Annotated in this window: 21 protein-coding genes and 1 pseudogene; 14 read left to right on the top strand and 8 right to left on the bottom strand. The window is 59.4% G+C overall.

What is annotated here, in order from left to right; genetic code table 11:
• The first annotated feature begins 81 nt into the window (after nt 1-81).
• The 3 genes from ACS4NR_RS12455 to ACS4NR_RS12445 all read left to right on the top strand — a co-directional run bounded on the left by ACS4NR_RS12455 (nt 82) and on the right by ACS4NR_RS12445 (nt 3332).
• Nucleotides 82-1332: a lipoprotein-releasing ABC transporter permease subunit gene (locus ACS4NR_RS12455; protein ID WP_095140043.1), complete on the top strand. Its 1251-nt coding sequence runs from the start codon at nt 82-84 to the stop codon at nt 1330-1332.
• A 7-nt stretch (nt 1333-1339) separates the two neighbouring features.
• On the top strand, nt 1340-2023 hold the full coding sequence (gene lolD, locus ACS4NR_RS12450) for a lipoprotein-releasing ABC transporter ATP-binding protein LolD (protein WP_166497682.1): 684 nt from the start codon (nt 1340-1342) through the stop codon (nt 2021-2023).
• A gap of 64 nt (nt 2024-2087) precedes the next feature.
• Nucleotides 2088-3332 (top strand): lipoprotein-releasing ABC transporter permease subunit, encoded by a 1245-nt coding sequence (locus tag ACS4NR_RS12445; protein WP_096797167.1) that lies wholly within the window; start codon nt 2088-2090, stop codon nt 3330-3332.
• A gap of 163 nt (nt 3333-3495) precedes the next feature.
• On the opposite strand, the gene ACS4NR_RS12440 is transcribed toward ACS4NR_RS12445, so the two are convergent.
• Entirely contained in the window at nt 3496-4845 is a 1350-nt protein-coding gene (locus ACS4NR_RS12440; RefSeq protein ID WP_456020261.1) for a heavy metal sensor histidine kinase, read from the bottom strand.
• A complete protein-coding gene (locus ACS4NR_RS12435) occupies nt 4845-5525 on the bottom strand; it encodes a heavy metal response regulator transcription factor (RefSeq protein WP_095140045.1) in 681 nt (226 codons plus the stop codon). Before ACS4NR_RS12435 ends, ACS4NR_RS12440 begins: the two co-directional genes overlap by 1 nt.
• 154 nt (nt 5526-5679) lie before the next feature.
• Between ACS4NR_RS12435 and copI the strand changes: the two genes are divergently transcribed.
• Both copI and queF read left to right on the top strand, forming a co-directional pair.
• A complete protein-coding gene (copI, locus tag ACS4NR_RS12430) occupies nt 5680-6213 on the top strand; it encodes a copper-resistant cuproprotein CopI (RefSeq protein WP_456020260.1) in 534 nt (177 codons plus the stop codon).
• A gap of 61 nt (nt 6214-6274) precedes the next feature.
• Entirely contained in the window at nt 6275-7105 is an 831-nt protein-coding gene (queF, locus tag ACS4NR_RS12425; protein WP_456020259.1) for an NADPH-dependent 7-cyano-7-deazaguanine reductase QueF, read from the top strand.
• 178 nt (nt 7106-7283) lie between these two features.
• On the opposite strand, the gene ACS4NR_RS12420 is transcribed toward queF, so the two are convergent.
• Nucleotides 7284-7547, bottom strand: a complete 264-nt coding sequence (locus ACS4NR_RS12420; RefSeq protein WP_103368827.1) for a DUF4404 family protein — start codon at nt 7545-7547, stop codon at nt 7284-7286.
• Nucleotides 7548-7656: 109 nt separating this feature from the next.
• Entirely contained in the window at nt 7657-8277 is a 621-nt protein-coding gene (locus ACS4NR_RS12415; RefSeq protein ID WP_115986925.1) for an HAD family phosphatase, read from the bottom strand.
• A gap of 198 nt (nt 8278-8475) precedes the next feature.
• Here ACS4NR_RS12415 and ACS4NR_RS12410 point away from each other — a divergent pair, with 198 nt between their 5' ends.
• Nucleotides 8476-9165 (top strand): MlaA family lipoprotein, encoded by a 690-nt coding sequence (locus ACS4NR_RS12410; RefSeq protein ID WP_166497676.1) that lies wholly within the window; start codon nt 8476-8478, stop codon nt 9163-9165.
• Nucleotides 9166-9217: 52 nt separating this feature from the next.
• Here ACS4NR_RS12410 and ACS4NR_RS12405 read toward each other — a convergent pair whose 3' ends face one another.
• The gene (locus tag ACS4NR_RS12405) at nt 9218-9517 is read right to left on the bottom strand and encodes a PilZ domain-containing protein (RefSeq protein ID WP_095140051.1); all 300 of its coding nucleotides are present in this window, start codon (nt 9515-9517) and stop codon (nt 9218-9220) included.
• A 274-nt stretch (nt 9518-9791) separates the two neighbouring features.
• Between ACS4NR_RS12405 and rssB the strand changes: the two genes are divergently transcribed.
• On the top strand, nt 9792-10976 hold the full coding sequence (rssB, locus tag ACS4NR_RS12400; protein WP_095140052.1) for a two-component system response regulator RssB: 1185 nt from the start codon (nt 9792-9794) through the stop codon (nt 10974-10976).
• The gene (gene rssC / locus ACS4NR_RS12395; RefSeq protein WP_003226553.1) at nt 10973-11455 is read left to right on the top strand and encodes an anti-sigma factor antagonist RssC; all 483 of its coding nucleotides are present in this window, start codon (nt 10973-10975) and stop codon (nt 11453-11455) included. The genes rssB and rssC overlap by 4 nt, the downstream gene beginning before the upstream one ends.
• A 160-nt stretch (nt 11456-11615) precedes the next feature.
• Here rssC and ACS4NR_RS12390 read toward each other — a convergent pair.
• The 3 genes and pseudogenes from ACS4NR_RS12390 to ACS4NR_RS12380 form a co-directional block, all read right to left on the bottom strand.
• A pseudogene (locus tag ACS4NR_RS12390) lies at nt 11616-12869 on the bottom strand (IS3 family transposase).
• Nucleotides 12870-12984: 115 nt separating this feature from the next.
• Nucleotides 12985-13911 (bottom strand): transaldolase, encoded by a 927-nt coding sequence (gene tal / locus ACS4NR_RS12385; protein WP_115986927.1) that lies wholly within the window; start codon nt 13909-13911, stop codon nt 12985-12987.
• A gap of 202 nt (nt 13912-14113) precedes the next feature.
• Complete coding sequence (locus ACS4NR_RS12380) at nt 14114-15076, bottom strand: cellulase family glycosylhydrolase (protein WP_095139873.1); 963 nt, start codon at nt 15074-15076, stop codon at nt 14114-14116.
• Nucleotides 15077-15366: 290 nt separating this feature from the next.
• On the opposite strand from ACS4NR_RS12380, the gene ACS4NR_RS12375 reads away from it, so the two are divergent.
• From ACS4NR_RS12375 to ACS4NR_RS12350, 6 genes are read left to right on the top strand one after another with little or no spacing between them, the layout of a single operon-like run.
• Nucleotides 15367-15807, top strand: coding sequence for a low molecular weight protein-tyrosine-phosphatase (locus ACS4NR_RS12375; RefSeq protein WP_003226547.1), 441 nt, complete (start codon nt 15367-15369; stop codon nt 15805-15807).
• Nucleotides 15808-15845: 38 nt separating this feature from the next.
• The gene (locus ACS4NR_RS12370; protein WP_115986929.1) at nt 15846-18074 is read left to right on the top strand and encodes a polysaccharide biosynthesis tyrosine autokinase; all 2229 of its coding nucleotides are present in this window, start codon (nt 15846-15848) and stop codon (nt 18072-18074) included.
• A gap of 40 nt (nt 18075-18114) precedes the next feature.
• Entirely contained in the window at nt 18115-19197 is a 1083-nt protein-coding gene (locus tag ACS4NR_RS12365; protein WP_115986930.1) for a glycosyltransferase, read from the top strand.
• Between the two features lie 14 nt (nt 19198-19211).
• Nucleotides 19212-20324: a polysaccharide pyruvyl transferase family protein gene (locus tag ACS4NR_RS12360; RefSeq protein ID WP_456020258.1), complete on the top strand. Its 1113-nt coding sequence runs from the start codon at nt 19212-19214 to the stop codon at nt 20322-20324.
• Nucleotides 20321-21550 (top strand): phosphoribosylaminoimidazole carboxylase, encoded by a 1230-nt coding sequence (locus ACS4NR_RS12355; protein ID WP_456020257.1) that lies wholly within the window; start codon nt 20321-20323, stop codon nt 21548-21550. Before ACS4NR_RS12360 ends, ACS4NR_RS12355 begins: the two co-directional genes overlap by 4 nt.
• A complete protein-coding gene (locus ACS4NR_RS12350; RefSeq protein ID WP_414905024.1) occupies nt 21541-22644 on the top strand; it encodes a hypothetical protein in 1104 nt (367 codons plus the stop codon). Before ACS4NR_RS12355 ends, ACS4NR_RS12350 begins: the two co-directional genes overlap by 10 nt.
• Nucleotides 22645-22650 lie beyond the last annotated feature (6 nt).

Here is a 22650-nt window from a genome sequence, read left to right as displayed (position 1 = left end):
TAGCGGCGGTGGTCTGAGTGTAAAGCTGGTTATCGACCCCCGCCACAAGGACGTTCCTTTTCCCTCCGAACAAGCCCCGACATGTTCAGACCTCTCTTCGTATTTATCGGCACGCGTTATACCCGTGCAAAGCGTCGCAATCATTTTGTGTCATTCATTTCCCTGACTTCGATGATCGGGCTCGCCCTTGGCGTGGTCGTGATGATCGTGGTGCTATCGGTGATGAATGGCTTCGATCATGAGATGCGCACCCGCGTGCTGGGCATGGTGCCCCACGCGACTCTTGAAACCGGCGAACCGATCAACGATTGGCAAAGCCTGGCGACCAAGGTCAAGCAGAACCCGCAGGTGACGGCGGTTGCGCCGTTCACCCAGATGCAGGGTTTGCTGACCAACAACGGCCAGGTGTCCAAGGTGTTGCTCAACGCCATCGACCCCGCGCTCGAACGCAATGTGTCGATCATCGACAACTTCATGAAGCAGGGCAAACTCGACGACCTGACGCCGGGCAGCTTCGGCATCGTCATCGGCGACAAGGCCGCGACCAAGCTCGGCGTAGGCCTGGGTGACAAGGTCACCTTCGTCGCGCCGGAGGTCAGCGTGACCCCGGCCGGGATGTTCCCGCGCATGAAGCGCTTTACCGTGGTCGGCATCTTCCATGTCGGCGCCGGTGAGCTGGACGGCTATCTGGGTGTCACCAACCTGCAGGATCTGGCGAAGATGCACCGCTGGAAGCCTGATCAGGTGCAGGGCATCCGGTTGAAGTTCGATGATCTGTTCCAGGCGCCACGCGTGGCCTGGACCATCGCCCAGCAGCTGGGCGAAGACCATTACTACGCCCGCGACTGGACCCGCACCCACGGCAACCTGTATCAGGCAATCCGCATGGAAAAAGCCATGATCGGCCTGCTGTTGCTGCTGATCGTCGCAGTGGCTGCGTTCAACATCATTTCCACGCTGGTAATGGTGGTGAATGACAAGAAGAGCGACATTGCCATTCTGCGTACCCTCGGCGCCACACCAGGGACGATCATGCGCACGTTCATGGTGCAGGGCACCGTGATTGGCGTGGTCGGTACGGCGATTGGTGCGGTGCTCGGTATTCTCGCCGCGCTCAACGTCAGTGCGGCGATTTCCGCCCTCGAAGGGCTGATCGGCCACAAGTTCCTCAACGCCGACGTGTATTTCATCGATTACCTGCCGTCGCAGGTGCAGAGCCAGGATGTGGTCATGGTCTGCGCCGCTGCGTTGGTCCTGAGTTTCCTCGCCACCCTGTATCCCGCCTGGCGTGCCGCGCGCACCCAGCCGGCGGAGGCGCTACGTTATGAGTGAGTCGGGCATGAGTGATAAAGCAATCTTGAGCTGCCGCAACTTGGGCAAATCCTACGAGGAAGGCCCGGAGTCGGTGCAAGTGTTGGCCGGTCTGCAACTGGAGTTGCGCCCGGGCGAACGTGTGGCGATCGTCGGCAAGTCCGGCTCGGGCAAAAGTACCTTGCTCAACCTGCTGGGCGGTCTCGACACGCCAACCGAGGGCAGCGTCTGGCTCGACGGCGAAGAGCTGTCGGCGCTGAGCGAGAAGAAGCGTGGCCTGCTGCGTAACCGTGCCTTGGGGTTCGTGTACCAGTTCCACCACTTGCTGCCGGAGTTCACCGCGCTGGAAAACGTCTGCATGCCGCTGCTGATCGGCAAGACCGCGATCCCGGAAGCACGTCAGCGCGCTACCGCGTTGCTGGAGCGCGTGGGGCTGGGCCATCGTCTGGAGCACAAACCGGCCGAGCTGTCCGGTGGCGAACGCCAGCGTGTGGCCATCGCCCGGGCGCTGGTGAACAATCCAGGCCTGGTGATGCTCGACGAGCCAACCGGTAACCTTGATTCGCACACCGCCGAAGGCATCCAGGACTTGATGCTGGAACTCAGCACTTCGATGCGCACCGCGTTCCTGGTGGTGACTCACGACATGAATCTGGCCCGCCAGATGGACCGCGTCCTGCAGTTGCAAGAAGGTTGCCTGACCGCCATTTGACCGACCGAAACCCGGTGCCTGTGTAAGGCATCGGGTCTTTTATTTTTATACGGTGCCCCAGCGAATGTTCAGACCGTTATCGATCTTTATCGGCACGCGCTATACCCGCGCCAAGCGCCGCAATCGCTTTGTTTCGTTCATCTCGATGACTTCGATGATCGGGCTCGCCCTCGGCGTGCTGGCGATGATTGTGGTGCTGTCGGTGATGAACGGCTTCCAGCGTGAAATGAGTTCGCGCATCCTCGGCATGGTGCCGCACGCGACCATCGTCGGCGTCAAGCCGATCGATGACTGGCAGCCGGTCGCCGCCGCCGCGCTGAAAAATCCTGAAGTGACCGCCGCCGTGCCGTTCACCGAGATGGAAGGCATGCTGTCCTACAAGGGTTTGATGCAGCCGATCCAGATCAGCGGCGTCGATCCGGCCCAGGAAGGCAAGGTGTCGATCGTTGCCCAGCACATTGTGCAGGGGCGTCTCGATGACCTGAAACCGGGCGAGTTCGGCGTGGTGATCGGTGAAATCACCGCGCGCCGCTTCCGTCTCAATGTCGGCGACAAGATCACCCTGATCGTCCCGGAAGTCAGCACCGCACCGGGTGGCATCACCCCGCGCATGCAGCGCCTGAACGTGGTCGGTGTGTTCAAGGTCGGCGCCGAACTGGACGGTTCGATGGGCCTGATCCACGTGGCCGATGCCGCGACCATGCAGCATTGGCAACCGAATCAGGTGCAGAGCGTGCGCCTGGCGGTGAAGGATCTGTACGCCGCGCCGAAAGTCTCCTCGGACATCGCCGCAGGCCTCGGTGCCGAGTTCAAGGCTGACGACTGGACTCACACCCAGGGCAGCCTGTTCAGCGCGATGAAAATGGAAAAAACCATGATCGGCCTGCTGTTGCTGATGATCGTCGCCGTGGCGGCGTTCAACATCATTGCCACGCTGATCATGGTGGTGAACGACAAGGGCGCGGACATCGCGATCCTGCGCACCATCGGCGCCACGCCACGGCAGATCATGGCGATCTTCATGGTGCAGGGCACGGTGATCGGGATTGTCGGCACACTGATTGGCGGCGTGCTCGGCGTGATCGCGGCACTGAATGTCAGCGAGATGGTCGGCTGGGTCGAGCGCGTTACCGGGCAGCATATCTTCAGTTCCGACGTGTACTTCGTCAGCAACCTGCCTTCGGAATTGCAGGGCGGGGATGTGCTGTTGATCTGCTCGGCGGGCTTTGTTCTGAGCTTCCTGGCGACGGTGTATCCGGCGTTGCGGGCGGCGAAGATCGAACCGGCTCACGCGCTGAGATATTCCTGAGCTTCAATACCGCCTTCGCGAGCAAGCCCGCTCCCACAGGGAATTTGTGTATGACACAGATCCCCTGTGTGGCTAGCTAACCCCCACAGTGATACAAATTCAGGGTTAACGCAGATCCAATGTGGGAGCGGGCTTGCTCGCGAAGGGGCCGGAACTGTCGGCCTCAATCCTTCTTGGGCAACTCAATCACAAACCGCGTCCACCCCGCAGCCGATTCGCAATGAATCTGCCCACCATGCGCGCGGACGATCGATTGGGTAATCGCCAGCCCCAACCCCGCATGCTCACTGCTGCCTTCCTGCCGAGCCGGATCCGCCCGATAAAACCGGTCAAACAGCCGCGGCAACAACTCTGCTGAAATGCCCTCGCCACTGTTCTCCACCGACACCTGCACGGCATCCAGTTGATCGACAATGGACAGCCTCACGCTGCCCGCCGCCGGAGTAAAGCGCAGCGCGTTATCCAGCAGATTCGACAAGGCCCGGCGCAGCATGCTGCGATCGCCCTCTATACGCGCATGACCTTCGCGGCTCAGCGTCACCCCGGCGTCCTCGGCCAGTGGCGCGAAAAACTCCAGCAACACATCGCTCTCATCCGCCAGCTCCAGCACCTCACGCTTAGGCATCAGCAAACCATGGTCAGCCTTGGCCAGATAGAGCATGTCGTTGACCAGTTGTGCCATCCATTGCAGTTCTTCGAGGTTGCTGTGCAGGGCTTCGCGGTAATCCTCGAGCGGTCGTGGGCGGGTGAGGGTGACTTGGGTGTGGGTCAGCAAGTTCGACAGCGGTGTGCGCAGTTCATGGGCGATGTCGGCCGAGAACGCTGACAGCCGTTGAAACGAGTCATCGAGGCGTCCGAGCATGGCGTTGAAGCTGTGGGCCATTTGCGCAAGCTCCGGCGGCATTTGCGCTTCCGGCAGTCGGGCGTTGAGCGAATGCGCAGAAATCCCACGGGCGACTGCGCTCATACGGCGCAACGGGCGCAAACCGCTGCGCGCGGCCCACGCGCCGAGCAGCGCAGTGGCCAGGGCCGACAAGCCGATGGTCAGCCAGATCAGATGCTGCATGCGCTGCAGGAAGTGCTGGTGATGGGTGATGTCCAGCAGCAGCGTCAGTTGCGGCGAATCGAGTTGATCCGGGTGGAGCGGGGCGTTGAGCACGCGGTAGTCAGTGCCTTGCTGACTCACGGTCGCCAGGCCGGATTGTTTCGGCAAATCCGTGGGGATCTGCGTCGAACTGTCGTACCAGCGCTGGCCGTCACTGCCGGTAATACGCAGCGCCAGATCGGCCTGACGGCTCAGCTCATCCGCCAGCCGCGCCTCACGCTGAGCGGGTTGCACATCCTGCAAGGCCCGGCGCAGACCAATCAGCTTGCCATCGAGCAATTGCTGATCGAGCTCAATGAAATGCGCCTCGCTGGCACGGTTGAACAGCACACCGGCGAACAGCGAGACCACGGCAGTGCAGGCGGCAAACAGCAAGGCCAGACGAGAACTCAGGGACAGGCGACGCATCAGGCCGGACGCTCTTCAAGCACGTAACCCATGCCGCGCACGGTGTGGATCAGTTTGTTGGGGAAGTCATCGTCGATCTTCAGGCGCAGGCGGCGGATCGCGACTTCGATCACATTGGTGTCGCTGTCGAAGTTCATGTCCCAGACCTGCGAGGCAATCAGCGATTTCGGCAACACTTCACCCTGGCGGCGCAGAAGCATTTCCAGCAGGGCAAATTCCTTGGCGGTGAGGTCGATGCGCTGGCCATTGCGTTCGACCCGGCGGCGAATCAGGTCCAGACGCAGGTCGGCCAGTTGCAGGCTGGTTTCCTGCGGCGTCGCGCTGCCCCGGCGCAGCAGGCTGCGCACCCGGGCCAGCAATTCGGAAAAGGCGAAGGGTTTGACCAGGTAATCGTCGGCGCCGAGTTCGAGGCCGTGCACCCGGTCTTCCACGGCGTCCTTGGCGGTGAGAAACAGCACCGGTGTGTCGAGGCCGGCGCTGCGCACTGCTTGCAGAATCTGCCAGCCACTGCGCCCGGGCAGCATCACGTCGAGGATCAACAGCGCATAATCACCGCTCAACGCCAGTTGCTGACCGCTGACGCCGTCGGCCACCAGTTCCGTGTTGAAGCCGGCCTCGGTCAGGCCTTGGCGCAGGTAGTGGCCGGTTTTCGGTTGGTCTTCGACGATCAGCAGTTTCATGGGCGGCTCGGGTTGTAGGAACAAAGGCGTTATACCGTGGGAGCAGGCGACACGCGCCAACCTGACAAAGTTGTAATCTGCCTGTCAGGTAGCTGCCAGCGCACGCGGGCTAGAGTTTCCCACAGGCTGAACCTTATCTTGTTGGAGTATGACTATGTTTTTGCGCAACCCTCTGGCCGTTGCCGCCTGTTTGCTGGCGCTGAGTTCACCTGTCTGGGCCGCGCCCGCGCACAGCTATGACTTCGGCCAGCCGGCCCCGGCGGCCCAGGCCACCCGCAGCATCGAGGTGGTGCTGAACGACATGTCGTTCGAGCCCAAGGCGATTCAGGTCAAGGCCGGTGAGACGGTTCGCTTTGTGCTGGTGAATAAAGGTCAGTTGCTGCACGAATTCAACCTCGGTGACGCGGCGATGCATGCCCGACACCAGCAGGAAATGTTGCAGATGCAGCAAAGCGGCATGCTCACGCCTACCGGCATGAAAGAAATGTCCCACGACATGGCAGGCATGGATCACGGCAGCATGGGCCACGGCATGAAGCACGACGACCCCAACAGCGTGCTGGTCGACCCGGGCAAGAGCGCCGAGCTGACCTGGACTTTCAGCAAAGCCACCAGTCTGGAATTTGCCTGCAATATTCCCGGTCACTACCAGGCGGGCATGGTCGGCAAACTGACTGTCAGTCAGTAAGCACTCAAAGGCGGGCGCAAAGGCTGATAGAATCCGCTGATTATTCAGTCAGGTTTCCGCCATGCATCCCGCAGCCGAACATTCGCCGCTGGGCAAATCCAGCGAATACATCGCCACGTACACGCCGTCCTTGCTGTTCCCGATTCCGCGCACCGCGAAATGGGCCGAACTGGGGCTGACCGCCGAAACCCTGCCGTATAAAGGTGTGGATTTCTGGAACTGCTTTGAGCTGTCGTGGCTGTTGCCCTCGGGCAAACCGGTGGTGGCGATCGGTGAATTCAGTATTCCGGCCGATTCGCCGAACATCATCGAATCGAAGTCGTTCAAGCTGTACCTGAACTCGCTGAACCAGACTTCGTTTGCCGACACCGCCAGCCTGGAAGCGACGCTGGTCAAGGACCTGTCGGCCGCTGCCGGCAAACCGGTCGGCGTACGTGTACGCAGCCTGAAGGACGTCGAAGCCGAAGGCGTCGTGGCGTTGCCGGGCGTGTGCATTGATGATCTGGACATCAGCGTCAGCAACTATGAGCATCCGCGTCCGGAGCTGCTGCGTTGCGATGATTCGAAGATTGTCGAAGAGACCGTGCATAGCCATCTGCTCAAATCGAACTGCCCGGTGACCAGTCAGCCGGACTGGGGCAGCGTGGTGGTGGAATATCGCGGTGCGGCGCTGGATCACGCCAGTCTGCTGGAATACATCGTCAGCTTCCGCCAACACTCGGACTTCCACGAACAGTGCGTGGAGCGGATCTTCCTCGACCTGCAGCGTTTGCTGAAGCCGGAGAAGCTCACGGTGTTTGCACGATATGTGCGTCGCGGCGGGCTCGACATCAACCCGTATCGCAGCACTGAAGCGGAACAACTGCCGAACCACCGTCTGGTCCGCCAATAAACATCTGAATTGTGGGAGCGGGCTTGCTCGCGAAAGCGGTCTGTCAGTCGATGATGCATTGGCTGACAGACCGCTTTCGCGAGCAAGCCCGCTCCCACATTGGAATGCGTTTCAAGTTGTGGAAATGAAAAAGCCCTGCCATCGCTGGCAGGGCTTTTTGCGTTTCAGCGCAGGGCAGTCAAATGCCCATGCTACCCAGCGCATTGACGATATTGCGCAGGGTGCCGGCAATGGCCGGGTGTTCAACTTCAAAGCGTTCCACCGCCAGGTTCACACCGTCTGCGATGCTGGTTTCCTGCGTGACGCTTTCCAGTTCGATTTCCGACTCGATCTGCGCCATCAGCGCATGCAGATCTTCACGCTCGGCTTCGGTTAGCGGCGGATTCTGCTCCAGTTGCTCGCGCAGGGTGTCGAGTTGTTTTTGCAGTTCTTGGGCGGGCATGGTGGGGTTCCTTTTATCAAGAGGCACTGGCATTGACCGCAGCCGCGCGCCAAAGGTCTATGGCTGACCTTTAGATTAATCCACTCTGCTGCAACCTGCATGATCCCGGTCAGGGCTTTTCGCCCTTGAGGCGGCGCAGGTTGATGTCGGCCAGGCAGGTGTCGAGTTCGCCCAGATGATCGATCACCGAATGCACGCCCAGCCCGAACAACTGCAGGGTTGCCTTGCCGCGTCGTTGGTCGCGTTCGTTCTGGCTCAGCGCTTGCCACTCGCTCGGCGACAGGCCGCACAGCGAACCGCAGGACGCCAGGCCGATGGTCCATAGCCCGGCGTTGAGGCCCGATTGCAGCAGGCGCGGCTCGCCGCTGACCAGAACGCAACCGTCCAGGCTGCCGACATTTAAATCCATCAGGGCTTGCCAGCAGGCATTCGGCGCGGGCCATGGATTGATTGTTGCCGAATGTTGCGCAGGCTTGATTGACGCTGGCAGTGCGGCCGACAACGATTGGGCGAGGGCAGGGGGCAGGTCATCCAGCCAGGCGCAGGGAATTTGCTGGCGCTGCAAGCTGTGCAGACTGTCAAGCGCACCTGGCGTGGCCTCGGTATGTTCGGGCAAGGCGATCGTCTGTTGCCGGGCGCGCGCACCGAAATCCACCAGACAGCCGCTGAGTCCGAACAGTACGGCTGTCAGGCCGGGCGCGGCGAGGGGCAAGGTTTCGGCATGTGACATGGCTACGTCCCTGAAATAGCGATTAGGCTAGTCATTCCAGGTGACAGTTGCGTGACTGCTATGTGACGCGCGGTGTGGGAAGCCTCCTACAACTTTGCACAATTGGCCGACTGTCCAAACAGGCTTTTGCGCTTATACTAGCGGCCTTAATGCCCGGGCTCCGATGTCCGCGACAGTACAAATCCAAGGAGTTTTTCTATGCGCTGGAGCTATCCGCTCGCTCAGCTAAGTGTATGTGCCGGTCTGTTGCTGGCGCCGTTCGCCACTCAGGCGGCAACGGAAGAAGACCCTTGGGAAAGCGTCAACCGCCCGATCTTCCAGTTCAACGACTTCGTTGACACCTATGCGCTGAAGCCTCTGGCGCAGGGCTATGAGTTCGTGACGCCGCAGTTCCTCGAAGACGGCATCCACAACATGTTCCGCAACGTCGGTGACGTCACCAACCTTGCCAACAACATCCTGCAGGCCAAGCCCGCTGCCGCTGGCGTCGACACCGCTCGCCTGATCTTCAACACCACTTTCGGCCTGCTCGGTTTCTTCGATGTCGGCACCAAGATGGGCCTGAACCGCAGCGACGAAGACTTCGGCCAGACCCTCGGCTACTGGGGCGTCGGCAGCGGTCCTTATGTGATGCTGCCGCTGATGGGCCCAAGCACCCTGCGTGACGCGCCGTCGAAATACGTCGACAGCTTCACCGGGATGTACCGCTACATCGACGACGTGCCGACGCGTAACTCGATCTTCGGCCTGAACATCGTCGACACTCGCGCCAGCCTGCTGTCGAGCGAGAAGCTGATCAGCGGCGACAAGTACACCTTCATCCGCAACGCTTACTTGCAGAACCGCGAGTTCAAAGTGAAGGATGGTCAGGTCGAAGACGATTTTTAATCTCGACCGATGACAAGGAGGCGGCCCATGAGGCCGCCTTTTTTGTGTGCGCTTATTTCATCTTCAGAATGGTCAGGCCGAGCTTCTGGCTGGCGCCGTCCTGGGACTTGACCCAGACCACTTCGGTCTCCGCCTCCAGCCCGCTCAGCGCCGCATGATCGGAATCGATGCGCACGCTCAAACGGTCACCGACCGCGAACTGGCGCGGCGCTTCGACCTGCATGCCGCTGCTGGAGAGGTCGATGCACACGCCGGCGATCTCATCACCTTCATGAATCAACACCACATCGGCATCGACCCGCATGCGGATGAAATCGCGCTTTTCGCTGTAGTCCCGACCGGTTTGACTCATGGCTTCGACCTTCCATTGGGTTACGGTTTGAGCTGTTCTTATAACTCTCGGTGATTTGACAAGTAAAGTCGTCAAGCGACCATCGGCGCATGCTTGAAACGCCCCGCGGATGGGAGTACCGTCTGCGCCTTAGAAGGGCACCTCTGGTGCAATCGCGTTCCGGCTCAATGCTCGAAAGCGGTGCAGCAGAGAGGCTAGAAAGCGAATCCAGTAGTCTGAGCCGGGCCAATGCCCCGCCTGCTACGCCAACCTAATTCTGGCGCCGTTTGCCCACATGCCAAAAACCAGTGCCACGCTGCTGATAATCGATGATGACGAAGTAGTGCGCGCGAGCCTCGCGGCCTATTTGGAAGACAGTGGTTTCAGCGTCCTGCAGGCCAGCAACGGCCAACAGGGTCTTCAGGTATTCGAGCAAGACAAGCCCGACTTGGTCATCTGCGATCTGCGCATGCCGCAGATGGGCGGTCTCGAACTCATCCGTCAGGTCACCGAGCGCTCACCGCAAACGCCGATGATCGTCGTTTCGGGTGCCGGCGTGATGAACGACGCGGTCGAGGCGCTGCGCCTCGGTGCGGCGGACTACCTGATCAAGCCTCTCGAAGACCTGGCCGTGCTCGAGCATTCGGTGCGTCGCGCGCTGGATCGTGCGCGCCTGTTGCTGGAGAACCAGCGCTACCGCGAGAAGCTGGAGAAGGCCAACCGCGAGCTCGAAGCCAGCCTGAACCTGCTCCAGGAAGACCAGAACGCCGGTCGCCAGGTGCAGATGAACATGCTGCCGGAAAGCCCGTGGCGCATCGATGAGTTCCAGTTTGCCCACCAGATCATCCCGTCGTTGTACCTGTCGGGTGATTTTGTCGACTACTTCCGTGTCGACGAGCGTCGGGTGGCGTTCTACCTGGCCGACGTATCGGGGCATGGCGCCTCTTCAGCGTTCGTCACGGTGCTGCTGAAGTTCATGACCACGCGCCTGCTGTTCGAGTCCAAGCGCAACGGCACCTTGCCGGAATTCAAGCCTTCGGAAGTCCTTGGTCATATCAACCGGGGGCTGATCAGTTGTAAGCTGGGCAAACACGTCACAATGGTCGGTGGAGTCATCGACGAGGAGACCGGTTTGTTGACCTATAGCATCGGCGGCCATCTGCCGTTGCCTGTGTTGTACACGCCTGACAGTGTTCGTTACCTCGAAGGCCGCGGTTTACCGGTGGGCCTTTTCAACGAGGCCACCTACGAAGATCACGTGCTTGAGCTGCCACCGACGTTCAGCCTGACGCTGATGTCTGACGGTATTCTGGATCTATTGCCAGAACCTACGCTCAAAGATAAAGAAGCCGCTTTGCCCCAACGGGTGAAGGCGGCGGGCGGCAGCCTGGATGGTCTGCGGCAAGTGTTTGGATTGGCCACGCTAGGGGAGATGCCGGATGATATCGCCCTGTTGGTGTTGAGCAGGAACCTTCAATGAGTACCGGTAGAATCCAGTTCGCCGAGCAGGACGGCACCTTCGTCCTGAAGTTCGTCGGTGAAGTTCGCCTGACCCTGTGTTCGGCGTTGGATGCGACTATTGAGAAAATCTTCACCGCATTGAATTTCAACGCGATCGTGATCGATTTGACCGAAACCCGCAGCATCGACAGCACCACCCTGGGCCTGCTGGCCAAGCTGTCGATCCTGTCGCGGCAAAAGGTCGGCCTGCTGCCGACCGTCGTCACCACCCACGAAGACATTACCCGTCTGCTGCAGTCGATGGGCTTCGAGCAGGTGTTCAACATCGTCAACCACCCGGTGCCGTGCCCCGAGTGCCTGGACGACCTGCCGGATCAGGATCAGTCAGAAGAAGTGGTGCGGATCAAGGTGCTCGAAGCGCACAAGATCCTCATGGGCCTGAACGACTCCAATCGTGAAGCCTTCCATGATCTGGTGAATGCCCTCGAGCGCCATTGATGGCCTGAAATGTGGGTAGGGCCTGCTGGCCCTATCGCGAGCAGGCTCACTCCTACAGGGTTTCTCATTCGACGCATAATCTTGAGTAATCTACAGATCCACTGTAGGAGTGAGCCTGCTCGCGATAGCTCTCGCCAAAACACTAATAATCCAGCAGTGTCTAGTCCTGAAATAGGTTTACACCTGTTTCACCCTGACGCCCGATGCACCGCATCGGGCGTTTTGTATTTCAAAGACAGGTGCGGACGCTCACCGTTGTAGATCGATACCGACTCACTCACCATCTTCTTCGCCTGCGTTAAATCCTGTGGTCGCTGGAGCATAAGCTCTGTCTTTAATATCCCGTTGACCCGCTCTGCCAAGGCATTTTGGTAGCAGTCATAGCCGTCCGTCATTGAGCATCGAATACCGTACTTCGCGTGCAACGCTTGGTACATCCCCGAGCAATATTGGATACCTCTATCTGAATGATGCACCAACGGCTGCTCTGTCCGACGGTGCTTTACCGCCCGGCGCAGTGCCTGTGCTACCGACTCGGTGTGAAGGCTTTCATGGACGTGATAGCCCACGATCTTTCGCGAAAAAGCATCCGTTACCAGGCTCAGATAGGCCACACCGTCCTGAGTGGGCAAATAGGTGATGTCAGCCACCCAGACTTGTTCCGGGCCGCTTGGAACAACCTGATCAGGACCTGGCTTGAGCAGGTTCGGGTGGCGGTGAAAGCGATGATGACTATTGGTCGTCTTGTGATAAGACCGCTTGCGAGCTACCAATAAACGTCTTTCCCGCAGAATCGAAAACAGCCGATCTCGACCCACTTGCAGTTCAAGTTGGGGCTGGCAATGCAGCAAGTAATGCAGCTTTCGGGTGCCCAAACGCGGCTGCCGCTGACGTTTTTGCTGAACGAAATCGGCAACCTTCTGATCCAGCCCCAGACGAGCAGCATCGGCGCGATTGCGTTTGTAGTAAGCCTGTCGGCTTATCCCCATGAACTGGCAAGCCCTGCTGATGCTCAGGTTTTTGATTCGTTTTTGCGCGAGGACTTGCCGGGACGCTTTTTTACGACAGAGAGACCGTAGTCATTCTTCAAGACATCCACGACCGCCTCGAAAAACTGCGCTTTCTGATTGGACAGAGCTAACTGCTCTTCAAGCTCTTTGATGCGTTGCTCTGGCGTTAATGGTCGGTTTTTGTCGGGCATAGACCCCATCCTCGGCGAGCCAATGTATCTGCCTGGGCTCCAATCCTGCCGACCGTGCTTGCGTAACCACGTCAGAACGGTCGTTTTGCCTTGAATCCCGTAGCGCTCCTGAGCCTCTTTATAACTCAGCTCGCCTTTTTCGACCTGATCGACGACCGACAATTTAAAGGTCAGCGTGTAGTCTCGCTGACTACGCCTTTTTGCTGATTCCATTACGTCCTCCTGAAAAACAGATCAGAAGGTGTAAACCTTATTCAGGACGGGACACAGGCACAAAAAAAGGGCGAACCCAACCGGGTTCGCCCTTTTTGCATTTCAGCGATTCAGATCACAGCTTGGCCTGCAACAGCGCCTCAAGCTTCTCCTGGTCACGGGCGAACTGACGGATGCCCTCGGCCAGTTTCTCGGTAGCCATCGCATCTTCGTTGGACAGCCAGCGGAATTGTGCTTCGTTGAGGCTCAGGCGCGCTTCGCCGGCGTGGCCCGGGGCGAGTTTGCGCTCCAGTTTGCCGGTGTCTGCCGCGAGCTTGTCGATCAGGTCCGGGCTGATGGTCAGACGGTCGCAGCCGGCCAGTTGCTCGATCTGGCTCAGATTGCGGAAGCTGGCACCCATGACCACGGTCTTGTAGTCATTGGCCTTGTAGTAGTTGTAGATGCGCGTGACCGACTGCACGCCCGGATCATCGGCACCGGTGTAGTCGTTGCCGTTGGCCTTTTTGTACCAGTCGTAGATGCGGCCCACGAACGGCGAGATCAGGAACACCCCGGCGTCAGCGCAAGCGGCAGCCTGAGCGAAGGAGAACAGCAGGGTCAGGTTGGTCTGGATGCCTTCCTTCTCGAGGATCTCGGCAGCGCGGATACCTTCCCAGGTCGAAGCGATCTTGATCAGTACACGGTCACGACCGACGCCGGCCTTGTCGTACAGCTCGATCAGGCGATGCGCGCGCTTGAGCACGGCGTCCTGGTCGAACGACAGGCGCGCATCCACTTCGGTGGAAATCCGGCCCGGAATCACTTTGAGAATTTCCTGGCCCACGGCGACGCCGAAGCGGTCGCTGGCAAGGCCCACGTCACCCTTGCAGTCGCTGACGCAGGCGTTCAGCAGCTCGGCGTAGGCCGGGATGGCGGCTGCCTTGAGCAGCAGGGAAGGGTTGGTGGTGGCATCGACCGGCTTGACCCGGGCGATCGCTTCGAAGTCGCCGGTGTCGGCAACCACGGTGGTCATCTGTTTGAGTTGTTCCAGCTTGGAAGTCATGGGTGTGCTCTGTCCTGTGGGTTTGACGACATTACCCGAGCGCTGACGGCCACTCAAGGGCATCAAGGCGTAACGGGTTCCCCGGGGGCAACAACCTGAGAACGGCTGTTTGAACGGTGGGGCGCGGTATCGATGAATACGATGCCAAAATCGGCCGCAGGTTCAAAGCAACTGACCTGTGACCAGGCCAGTTGCCGCTGACTTATTGGGCGTTGAGCTGCAATTCGGCCGCCGCTCTCGCGGGTTTTGGCTGGCCGTCCGAGGTCAGCAAGCCGAAGTTCTTCTCCCGTTCATTGCTGCCCGAGTCGCTGTTTTTCCATTCATAGATCGAGGTCAGCGGAATGTTCAGTCTTTTGACGTCGGCTATGAACGCGCCGACTTTGCTGGCTTGCCCTTCAATCCCGCCGTTGGAACCGAGCGCCGAAATTCCCCATTCACTGATGACCCCCGGCAGATGGAAGTTCTGCTGGATGAACGATTGCGCGTTGCTGATCTGCGTAGCCGTCATGCCATAGGGGTGGTAGGAAATCGCATTCAGGCATTTGGGGTGCTCACTGACGATGCGGTTCAACGCCACGGTGGACGCCGAACCGGCGGTTGGCGGCCGCGCGAAACCGTAGCCGATTCGCGGTGCGGACTGCGGTTTGTCCTGAAGTGTTTTGCACACAGCACTCATGAACGGCACAAACGTCGTGTCGAAATTGCGCGTTGGCCAGTAGGTTTCCAGATCCGGCTCGTTCCAGATCTCGATGGCGACCAGCTGCGAACTGTAGGTGGTTTCAAGGTTGGTCAGGGCGTTGGCAAATGCTTCGCCCGCCGTCGCCAGTTCATTGGTGTTGGCCGGCGTTGCAGTCAATGGCTTGATCGCGCGCACGGTCAGGAGCACCGGCAGGCCAGCGGCCCGGGCGGCGGCGAATGCGTCGCTGACCTGTTTCTGATAGGCCTTGGCGCTGAGGCTGTCGCTCCATACCCCGAAACGTACGAAGCTGAAGCCGGCAGCCTTGATGTTGGCGGCGTCGTCGGCGGTGAAGTTCTGGATCTTCACCTGGACGCCGATGGTCCTGGCGGGAAGATTGGGAAACAGTTCACTGGCGTGAACATGAGTGGCAACACTGAGTGCCAGCAGCGCCGAGGCGCCGAGCTGTTTGAGATGGGCTGATTTCATGTCTGCTCTCCGGATGAGAATGACAACGACGAATAGTTATCCCCTTACTCCAGTTTCGAAACTGACAAGAGTGCTTAGTGCATGAATGTTATTTTTTGTCAGGAAAAGCCAACCTGAAAATCACAGTTATTTTTAGTCCGGTAATTGTGTTTTGGCGGCTTTTGACCCTGTGGTACTTAATACGCTGGTACTAACAGGGCGAATCTATTTCTGAGTGCAGAATGATCTAGTGGGTTCATTAAGATCCGCTCTAGATGTTGGCAGAATGATATTACACAGGAATGTAAACCTTGTTCAAAAAGATCCTTGTCGTGTGCGTTGGCAATATTTGCCGAAGTCCGACAGCAGAACTTCTGCTGCGTAACGCGCTGACCCCCTCAACCATCTCGGTGACTTCCGCAGGCCTCGCTGCGCGGGTTGGCGAAGGTATGGAGGCGTCGGCACGTCAGGTGCTGGAAGACCACGGGCACAGCGCCGAAGGTTTCCAGGCCCGGCAATTGACCGCCGATATCGTCAATGAATCAGACCTGATTCTGGTCATGGAAAAACAACATGTGAATCAGGTGCTGAAGATTGCCTCGCACGCCCGGGGCAAAGTATTTCTTCTCGGCAAGTGGCAGAGCGAACGAGAAATACAGGATCCGTATCGTCAAGGTAAGGCCGCTTTTATTCATGCCCATGCATTGATTGAAGATGCTGTTAGCTCGTGGGCGCAGCGCCTCGGACATTGATGAATATTCTTCAGATCAGTGAATGGTAAGAAAGACTTATGCAGTTACCGTCAGTAATCGCCAACCGTGATGACAATCAAGACAGTATTGATCTTCTCGGCATATTCGGCAGTTTGATCGACCAGAAATGGCTGATCGGTGCATTCACCGGTGCCTTCATGGCCGCCGGCGTTGCCTATGCGGTATTGGCGACGCCGGTGTACCTGGCGAACGCGCTGGTTCAGGTCGAACCGAAAAAGAACGACATGCTCGGCTTTTCCGACCTCAGCAGCATGCTTGGCGGGCAATCGCCGTCGGTGACCGAAATCGGCATCATCAAGTCCCGCGCGGTGATCGGCAAAACTGTCGATGACCTGCGCCTGGACATTGACGTCACCCCCAACACCTTCCCGGTCATCGGCGGTTTTCTCGCCCGGCGTTATCGCGGTGAAACCGAGTTCAGCGTGGCGCCGCCGCGTTTTGGCTTCAACAGCTACGCCTGGGGCGGTGAGCGTCTGGAGTTCGCCCGGCTCAATCTGCCCAAAGAACTGTTGGGCAAGAAGCTCACCCTGATTGCTGGCGAACAACAGCATTTTCAGTTGCTCGATGACAACGACAACCTGCTGGTCGAGGGCGTCGCCGGCGAAGCCTTCGCCCAGGATGGCGTCGAGGGTTTGATCGAGCGCCTGCAAGCCAATCCGGGTGCCCGTTTCGAAGTGGTGCGCAATCCACGGATCGTGACCATTCAGGGTTACCAGGATGCGCTGGATATTTCCGAGCAAGGTAAAGAGTCGGGGATTATCCGTCTGGCACTGGCCAGCGCCGATGCGGCCGAGGCGGTGAAGATCCTCAATAAGATCGCCGCGCTGTACGTCGATCAGAACGTGCGCCGCACCTCGGCGGAAGCGGCGCAGAGCCTGGCGTTCCTGCAAAGCCAGTTGCCGCAGGTCAAACGCGATCTGGCCAAAGCCAGCGATGCGCTCAACGCCTATCAGACCCATGGCAAGACCGTGAACATTTCCATGGAAACGCAATCGGTGCTCGGTCAGTCCGTGGCGCTGGAAACGCGGATTTCCGAGCTGAAAATGCAGCAGGCGGAAATGGATCGCAAGTTCACCAAACAGCATCCGGCATATCGCGCGCTGATGTCGCAGATCGGTGAATTAACCCAGCAGCAGAAGTCGCTGGAAGGCAAGGTCGGCGATCTGCCGGCCACCCAGCAGGAATTGCTCAACCTGACCCGCGATGTGGAAGTGGCTTCGCAGATCTACACGCAGTTGCTGAACAAGTCCCAGGAACTGGACATCGTCCGTGCCGGGGCGGTGGGCAATGTGCGCCTGATCGATCCGGCGGATGTTGACCTGAGCAGTCCGGTCAAACCGAAAAAAGCTTTGATCGTGCTGATCGCAACGTTCCTCGGCGCCTTTGTCGGGGTGGCCCTGGTGCTGTTGCGCAAATCGTTGAGCAAAGGTCTGGAGGGGCCGGAAGCCATCGAGCAGCTCGGGCTGCCGGTGTACGCCTCGATTCCTTACAGCGCCTTGCAGCGCGACGAGGACACGAAAAAGGGCCGGGTCAAAAGCACCGCCGAGACGCCGGCCTATCTGTTGGCCCTGCGCAACCCGACCGACCTGTCCATCGAATCGATCCGCAGCCTGCGCACCTGTCTGCACTTTGCCGCGCTGGACTCGACCAACAACCGCATCATGATCTCCGGCCCCAGCCCACAGGTCGGCAAGACCTTCGTCTCGTCCAACCTCGCAGCGGTCATGGCGCAGAGCGGTCAGCGCGTGCTGCTGATCGACGCCGACATGCGCAAGGGCCACCTGCACAAGACGTTGAATGTGCCGATCGCCAATGGCCTGTCGGATCTGCTGGTCAAGCGCTGCAGCATCGAGCAGGCGGTCAACACGGTGGAAATCGACAACCTGCACTTCATCAGCCGTGGCCAGGTTCCACCCAATCCCTCCGAGCTGTTGATGCACGCCAATTTCCGCGATCTGCTGGCCGAACTCAGTGAACGCTACGACGTGGTGATCATCGATACGCCGCCATTGCTCGCGGTGACCGACGCGGCGATTGTCGGGCGCGAAGCCGGCATCAGCCTGATCGTCACCCGGTTTGCGGTAAACCCGGCCAAGGAAATTGAAGCGACCATTCGCCGCTTCGCGCAGAACGGCATCGAGCTCAAGGGCGCGGTGTTCAACGGCGTCGAGAAGCGCGCTGCCAGTTATTACGGCAATGGCAGCTACGGCTATTACAACTACGAATACGCGTCGGACAAATCCTGAGATTCAGGGACGTTCCAACAGGCATGAAAGTGGGTGGGTTGTGAAGAAAATACTGCACGTGGCTGAAACGATAAAAGGTGGAGTCGCCACCGTTATCCGCACCATCTCGGCGTCGCCCGAAGGCCATGACTCGAACTACGAGCTGGTCTACCTGGTGCCGCTCGACCAGAAAAAAGAGCTGCACGGCATCGATGCACAGCAGATTCGCACCTTCGAACGCAGCGGGCGGGATGTGCGTTCGCTGCTGCGATTTGCCTGGCAACTGACCCGAGTGATGCTCAAGGAAAAACCCGATGTGGTGCATTTGCACAGCACCTTTTCCGGGGTGATCGGCCGCGTGGTCTGCGTGCTTCTGCGGCCTTGGCGCAAGCCGAAAATCGTCTACTGCCCGCACGCCTTTTCGTTCCTGATGGAAAGCTCGCCGACCAAGCAGAAGCTCTACGCGTGGATCGAGCGGGTCCTGCAAAGAGTCACCGACGTGATCATTTGCGTCAGCCGTTACGAAATGGACAAGGCGGCGCGGTTCGGCATTCAGCGCAAGCGCATGAAGCTGATCTACAACGGCATCCACCAACGCGACGAAGCGCCGAAGGCCGAGAGCCCCGCGCCGATTCATCTGCTGTTCGTCGGTCGTCTGGACTACCAGAAAGGTTTCGACGTGTTGCTCAAGGCCTTTGCCAAGGTGCAGCGCAGTGATCTGAAACTGACGGTGGTCGGCAGTGCGGTCAACGAGGACAAGGTCGAGTGCCCCGAGATGGACGCCGTCGAGTACCTGCCGTGGGTCACGCCAGCCGAAGTGCAGGCGCTGTATCAGCAGGCCGACGCGTTGATCGTTCCGAGCCGCTGGGAAGGTTTTGCCATGGTGCCGCTGGAAGGCATGGCCATGGGGTTGCCGGTGATCGCCAGTAACTGCACGTCGCTGCCCGAACTGGTCACCCATGAAGTGTCCGGCTACGTCTTTCCCACCGGTGATCACCAGGCGCTGGCCGATGTGCTGGCGCGAATCCAGAAGCCGCGGTTGCTCGACCTCGGCAGTGAAGGCCGGAACATCGTGCGCGAGCGTTTCAGCGCCGCGCTGATGATCCGCCAGACCTACGACGTGTATTGCGCTCCCACTTATTAAGTAGAACTCAGCTTATGAACGTAACGATTTTGCATGGCTACAGTGCCTCCAACTCCGGTGACGGCCTGCTCGTCGATCTGGCCATCGCGTTGGTGCAGCGCAACTTTGGCGAGGACACCGCGATCAATGTCGTGGCGTCCGACCCGCAGTCTTTCGCCTACTTGCCGCACCCGCGTTTCGACGCGCCGGTGATGGCAGCCAAGGGCCTGGGGCGGGTCAAGCAGGCGGTGTTCCTCAATCAGTCGTATGCCGGGCTGGCGGATCTGTTGCGCAAGACCGATCTGATCGTCGGCGTCGGTGGCGGCTACATGCGCTCGAAAAGTGCCTTCGAACACATCAAGCTGAAACTCGGCCACGCCAAGCAACTGGAAACGGCGATCCTCAGCAAGGTGCCGTCGGTGTACCTGCCGCAAAGCATCGGCCCGTTCCATGGCGAGAGCCGCAAGATCGTCGATCACTACGCCAGCGCCGACGCGGTGTTCGTGCGCGATAACCGTTCCTCGGCGATGTTCGATGCCTGCGAAAACGTCTACCGCGCGCCGGATCTGGCGGTGCAGTCACTGGCCAGCAAGATCCTTCAGCAACCGAAGTTCACCCGCTGCGCCGCATCGCCGGCCACGGTGTGCGTGGTGCTGCGCAAGCCGCCGGAGTGGAGCAAGGACAAGAAGGTCGCCTACGTCGCCAACCTGAAGCTGCTGCTGCAGCGCCTGAAGAACAAAAGCAAAGTGGTCTGCGCGGTGCAAAGTGCCGTTCGCGGCAACGATGACGGTGCGTTCTATCGTGAGCTGGGCATCACCGAAGATCTGCTGCCGTTGAAGGCGACGATTGCCAAATATCAGCCGGACCTGGTGATTTCGGTGCGCCTGCACGGCGCCATCGAGTCGCTGCTGTCCGGTGTCCCGGCGTACCACATCAGCTACGAGCGCAAAGGCTTTGGCGCCTATCAGGACATGGGCGTGGAAGACTGGGTGATCAACGGCGGCGACATCAATGTCGAGCAGATCATCGACACCGTGTACGCGCCGAACGCCCTGTCAAATTTCGGCAAGCGCCTGACCGACACTTGCCGCGAAATCGAAGCCAAGACAGTGATGATGGACGAGATCATCAAAGGCGTCGTTCGATGATATTTCGCTTGCTGCTGCGCGGCGGAGCCTTGGGCGCGAAGTTCTTGCTGGTGTTGGCCATCACCCATTACCTGGGCTACGAAGCGCTGGGGTTTTATGGCGTGGTGGTCGCAGCGTCGCTGATCGCCTCGAAGTTCTACAGCGTCGGTTTCAGTTCCGAGATCAATCGGTTGATCAGCGTTGGCGGCAGCTCGCGGCGGGTGGTCGACAAAGTCCTGCTGCTCTACCTTGCGGTGGGGCTGCTGCTGTCGCTGGTAACGGTGGGGATTTACTCGCTGTTCCAGCAGGTCGAGGCGAGCACCGCGTTGATCCTCTGCGTGACGCTGGTGCTGCTTACCGAACACCTGTCGTTCGAGATCAACTCGTTCGTGTTTTCTGCACAGAAAGCCACGGCGGGTGCGCTGCTGTTCTTCATCAAGACCGGTCTCTGGGCGCTGCTGGCGGTGGGCGGGATGATGCTTGGCTGGGTCTCCGGAATCGCCAGTGTGCTGTGGCTGTGGGTGGCCGCCAACGTGCTGGTGATCGTCGCCGGTTACCTGATCGTGGTGAACGTGCACAAGGGCCGGGTCAGCGCGGCGTTGACGACGGCGACCGTGTGGAAGGCCGGGTTGCCATTCTACTTCGGCACGGGGTTGATCGCGCTCAGTCAGTACGCCGAGCGCTTTCTGATTGCCGACCTCGAACCCTACGCCAGCCTCGGTAAATACGTGTACGCGTGGTCGGCGGCGAACACCTTGCAGGCGTTGTCTTACGCAGTGGTGGCGGTGGTCGGTATTCCGGTGTTGGCCAAGCGGTTTCAGGCGGATCAGCAGGCGTTCACCGTCCGGCAATTGTTCGTCAACAAATGGGTGATGCGCTCGTTAGTGGTGTCGGCGGCGGTGGCGGTGCTGATCTATCTGTTCTTCAACGTGGTGCTCGATTACGTCGCCACCAGCGTGCCGCGTCCGGACAACGCGATCCTTGGTGTGCTGATCTTTTCCTTTGCCTTGCGGGCCATCGGCGACATCGTCTGGGGTGGTCTGATCGCTTCGAAAAACAGTCGGGTGTCATTCGCCAGCGCGGCGATTTGCTTGCTGGTGTCGGTGCCGGTCAGCTACCTGCTGATCAAGCATTATTCGATTTATGGCGCGGCGTGGGGCAATGTCTTCGCGATCATCGTGCAACTCGGGGTAATCGCCGTGCTGACCCGCGCGACCCGTGCCAAAGGGGCGCTGGCATGGGGTTGAAGTTGCCGTGCATCGAGTTTCGCGGACGCAAACTCGATTCTTCGCTGTCGTTCCTGATTCTGTTCACCGGGTTGTTTCTGTCGGTGGCGATGCCGCTGTTGATCCCGCGTGCTCCGGGCCCGGATGCCATGACCTTGTGGTCGTCCTACGCCCGCGCCGACAACTGCAATTTCTGGAACCCGTTCTCGCCGGATCGCTCCTCTTATGAATGTTCGGCGTTCCTGCTGCGGCCCACCGGGATCAACCTGACCAACGCCTGGGCCTACGGGATGTTCTGCAACTTCTTCCTCACGGCGATTCCAGTGGTGGTGTTCCGGCGCATGCCGCTGGCGATCTTCGGCACCCTGTGCCTGTGGGGCGTGGTGCGCTCGTTTTTCCTGGAAAACCTGACCAAGGAAATCATCGTTTCGGTGGCGGTGCTGAGCATTTTGTTCAGTGCATTGACGCGTAAGTACCGCGGCGGATTTTTTCTGTCGGCGGTGATCTACGGCGTGCTGATCCGGCCTTACTGGATTCTGTTTTCGCTGTCGTGGGTCGGCGTCTGCGTGATGAAAAAGTACGTGTCGCGCTTCACTTTCTTCCTGATGCTGTTCCTGTTTTACCTGGCGGTGGCCATGGCGATTCAACTGGCGCTGGGCTTCCCGGTGTCATCGATTCGCGCCAGCAATAACGAGTTGCGCACGGCGGGCGAGGAGGGCTCGAAATCGCTGATCGTCTCGTGGCTCAGCGGCAGTGACTTCGTCTCGCAGGCGCTGGACTCGATGATCATCTTTTTCCGGTTGTCGTTCCCGGTGGAGCTGATTCTGTTGTCCGGGCCGGGCCAGGTGATCTTTGTGGCGCTGATGATCATGACCGCGCTGCTGCTGTTCAAAGTCATCACCTCCACCGATTACAAAGGCGCGCCGATCGAAACCAAACCCAAGGAACTGATCGCGATTCCGCTGGCGTTCCTGCTGGTGCAAGGCCTGTTCGAGCCAGACTTCGGTTCCTTCGCCCGGCACTTTTCCATGGTGGTGCCGGTGCTGTTTGTCGGTCTGGGCCTGATGTTGCGCGCGAACAAACCGGTGCGGGTTGAATCACGAGTTCTGAATTGAGGCAGG

The organism is Pseudomonas sp. JQ36, from assembly GCF_053851495.1.
The sequence above is the reverse complement of the archived record's forward strand: the minus strand, read 5'-3'. Positions and strand labels throughout refer to the sequence as shown.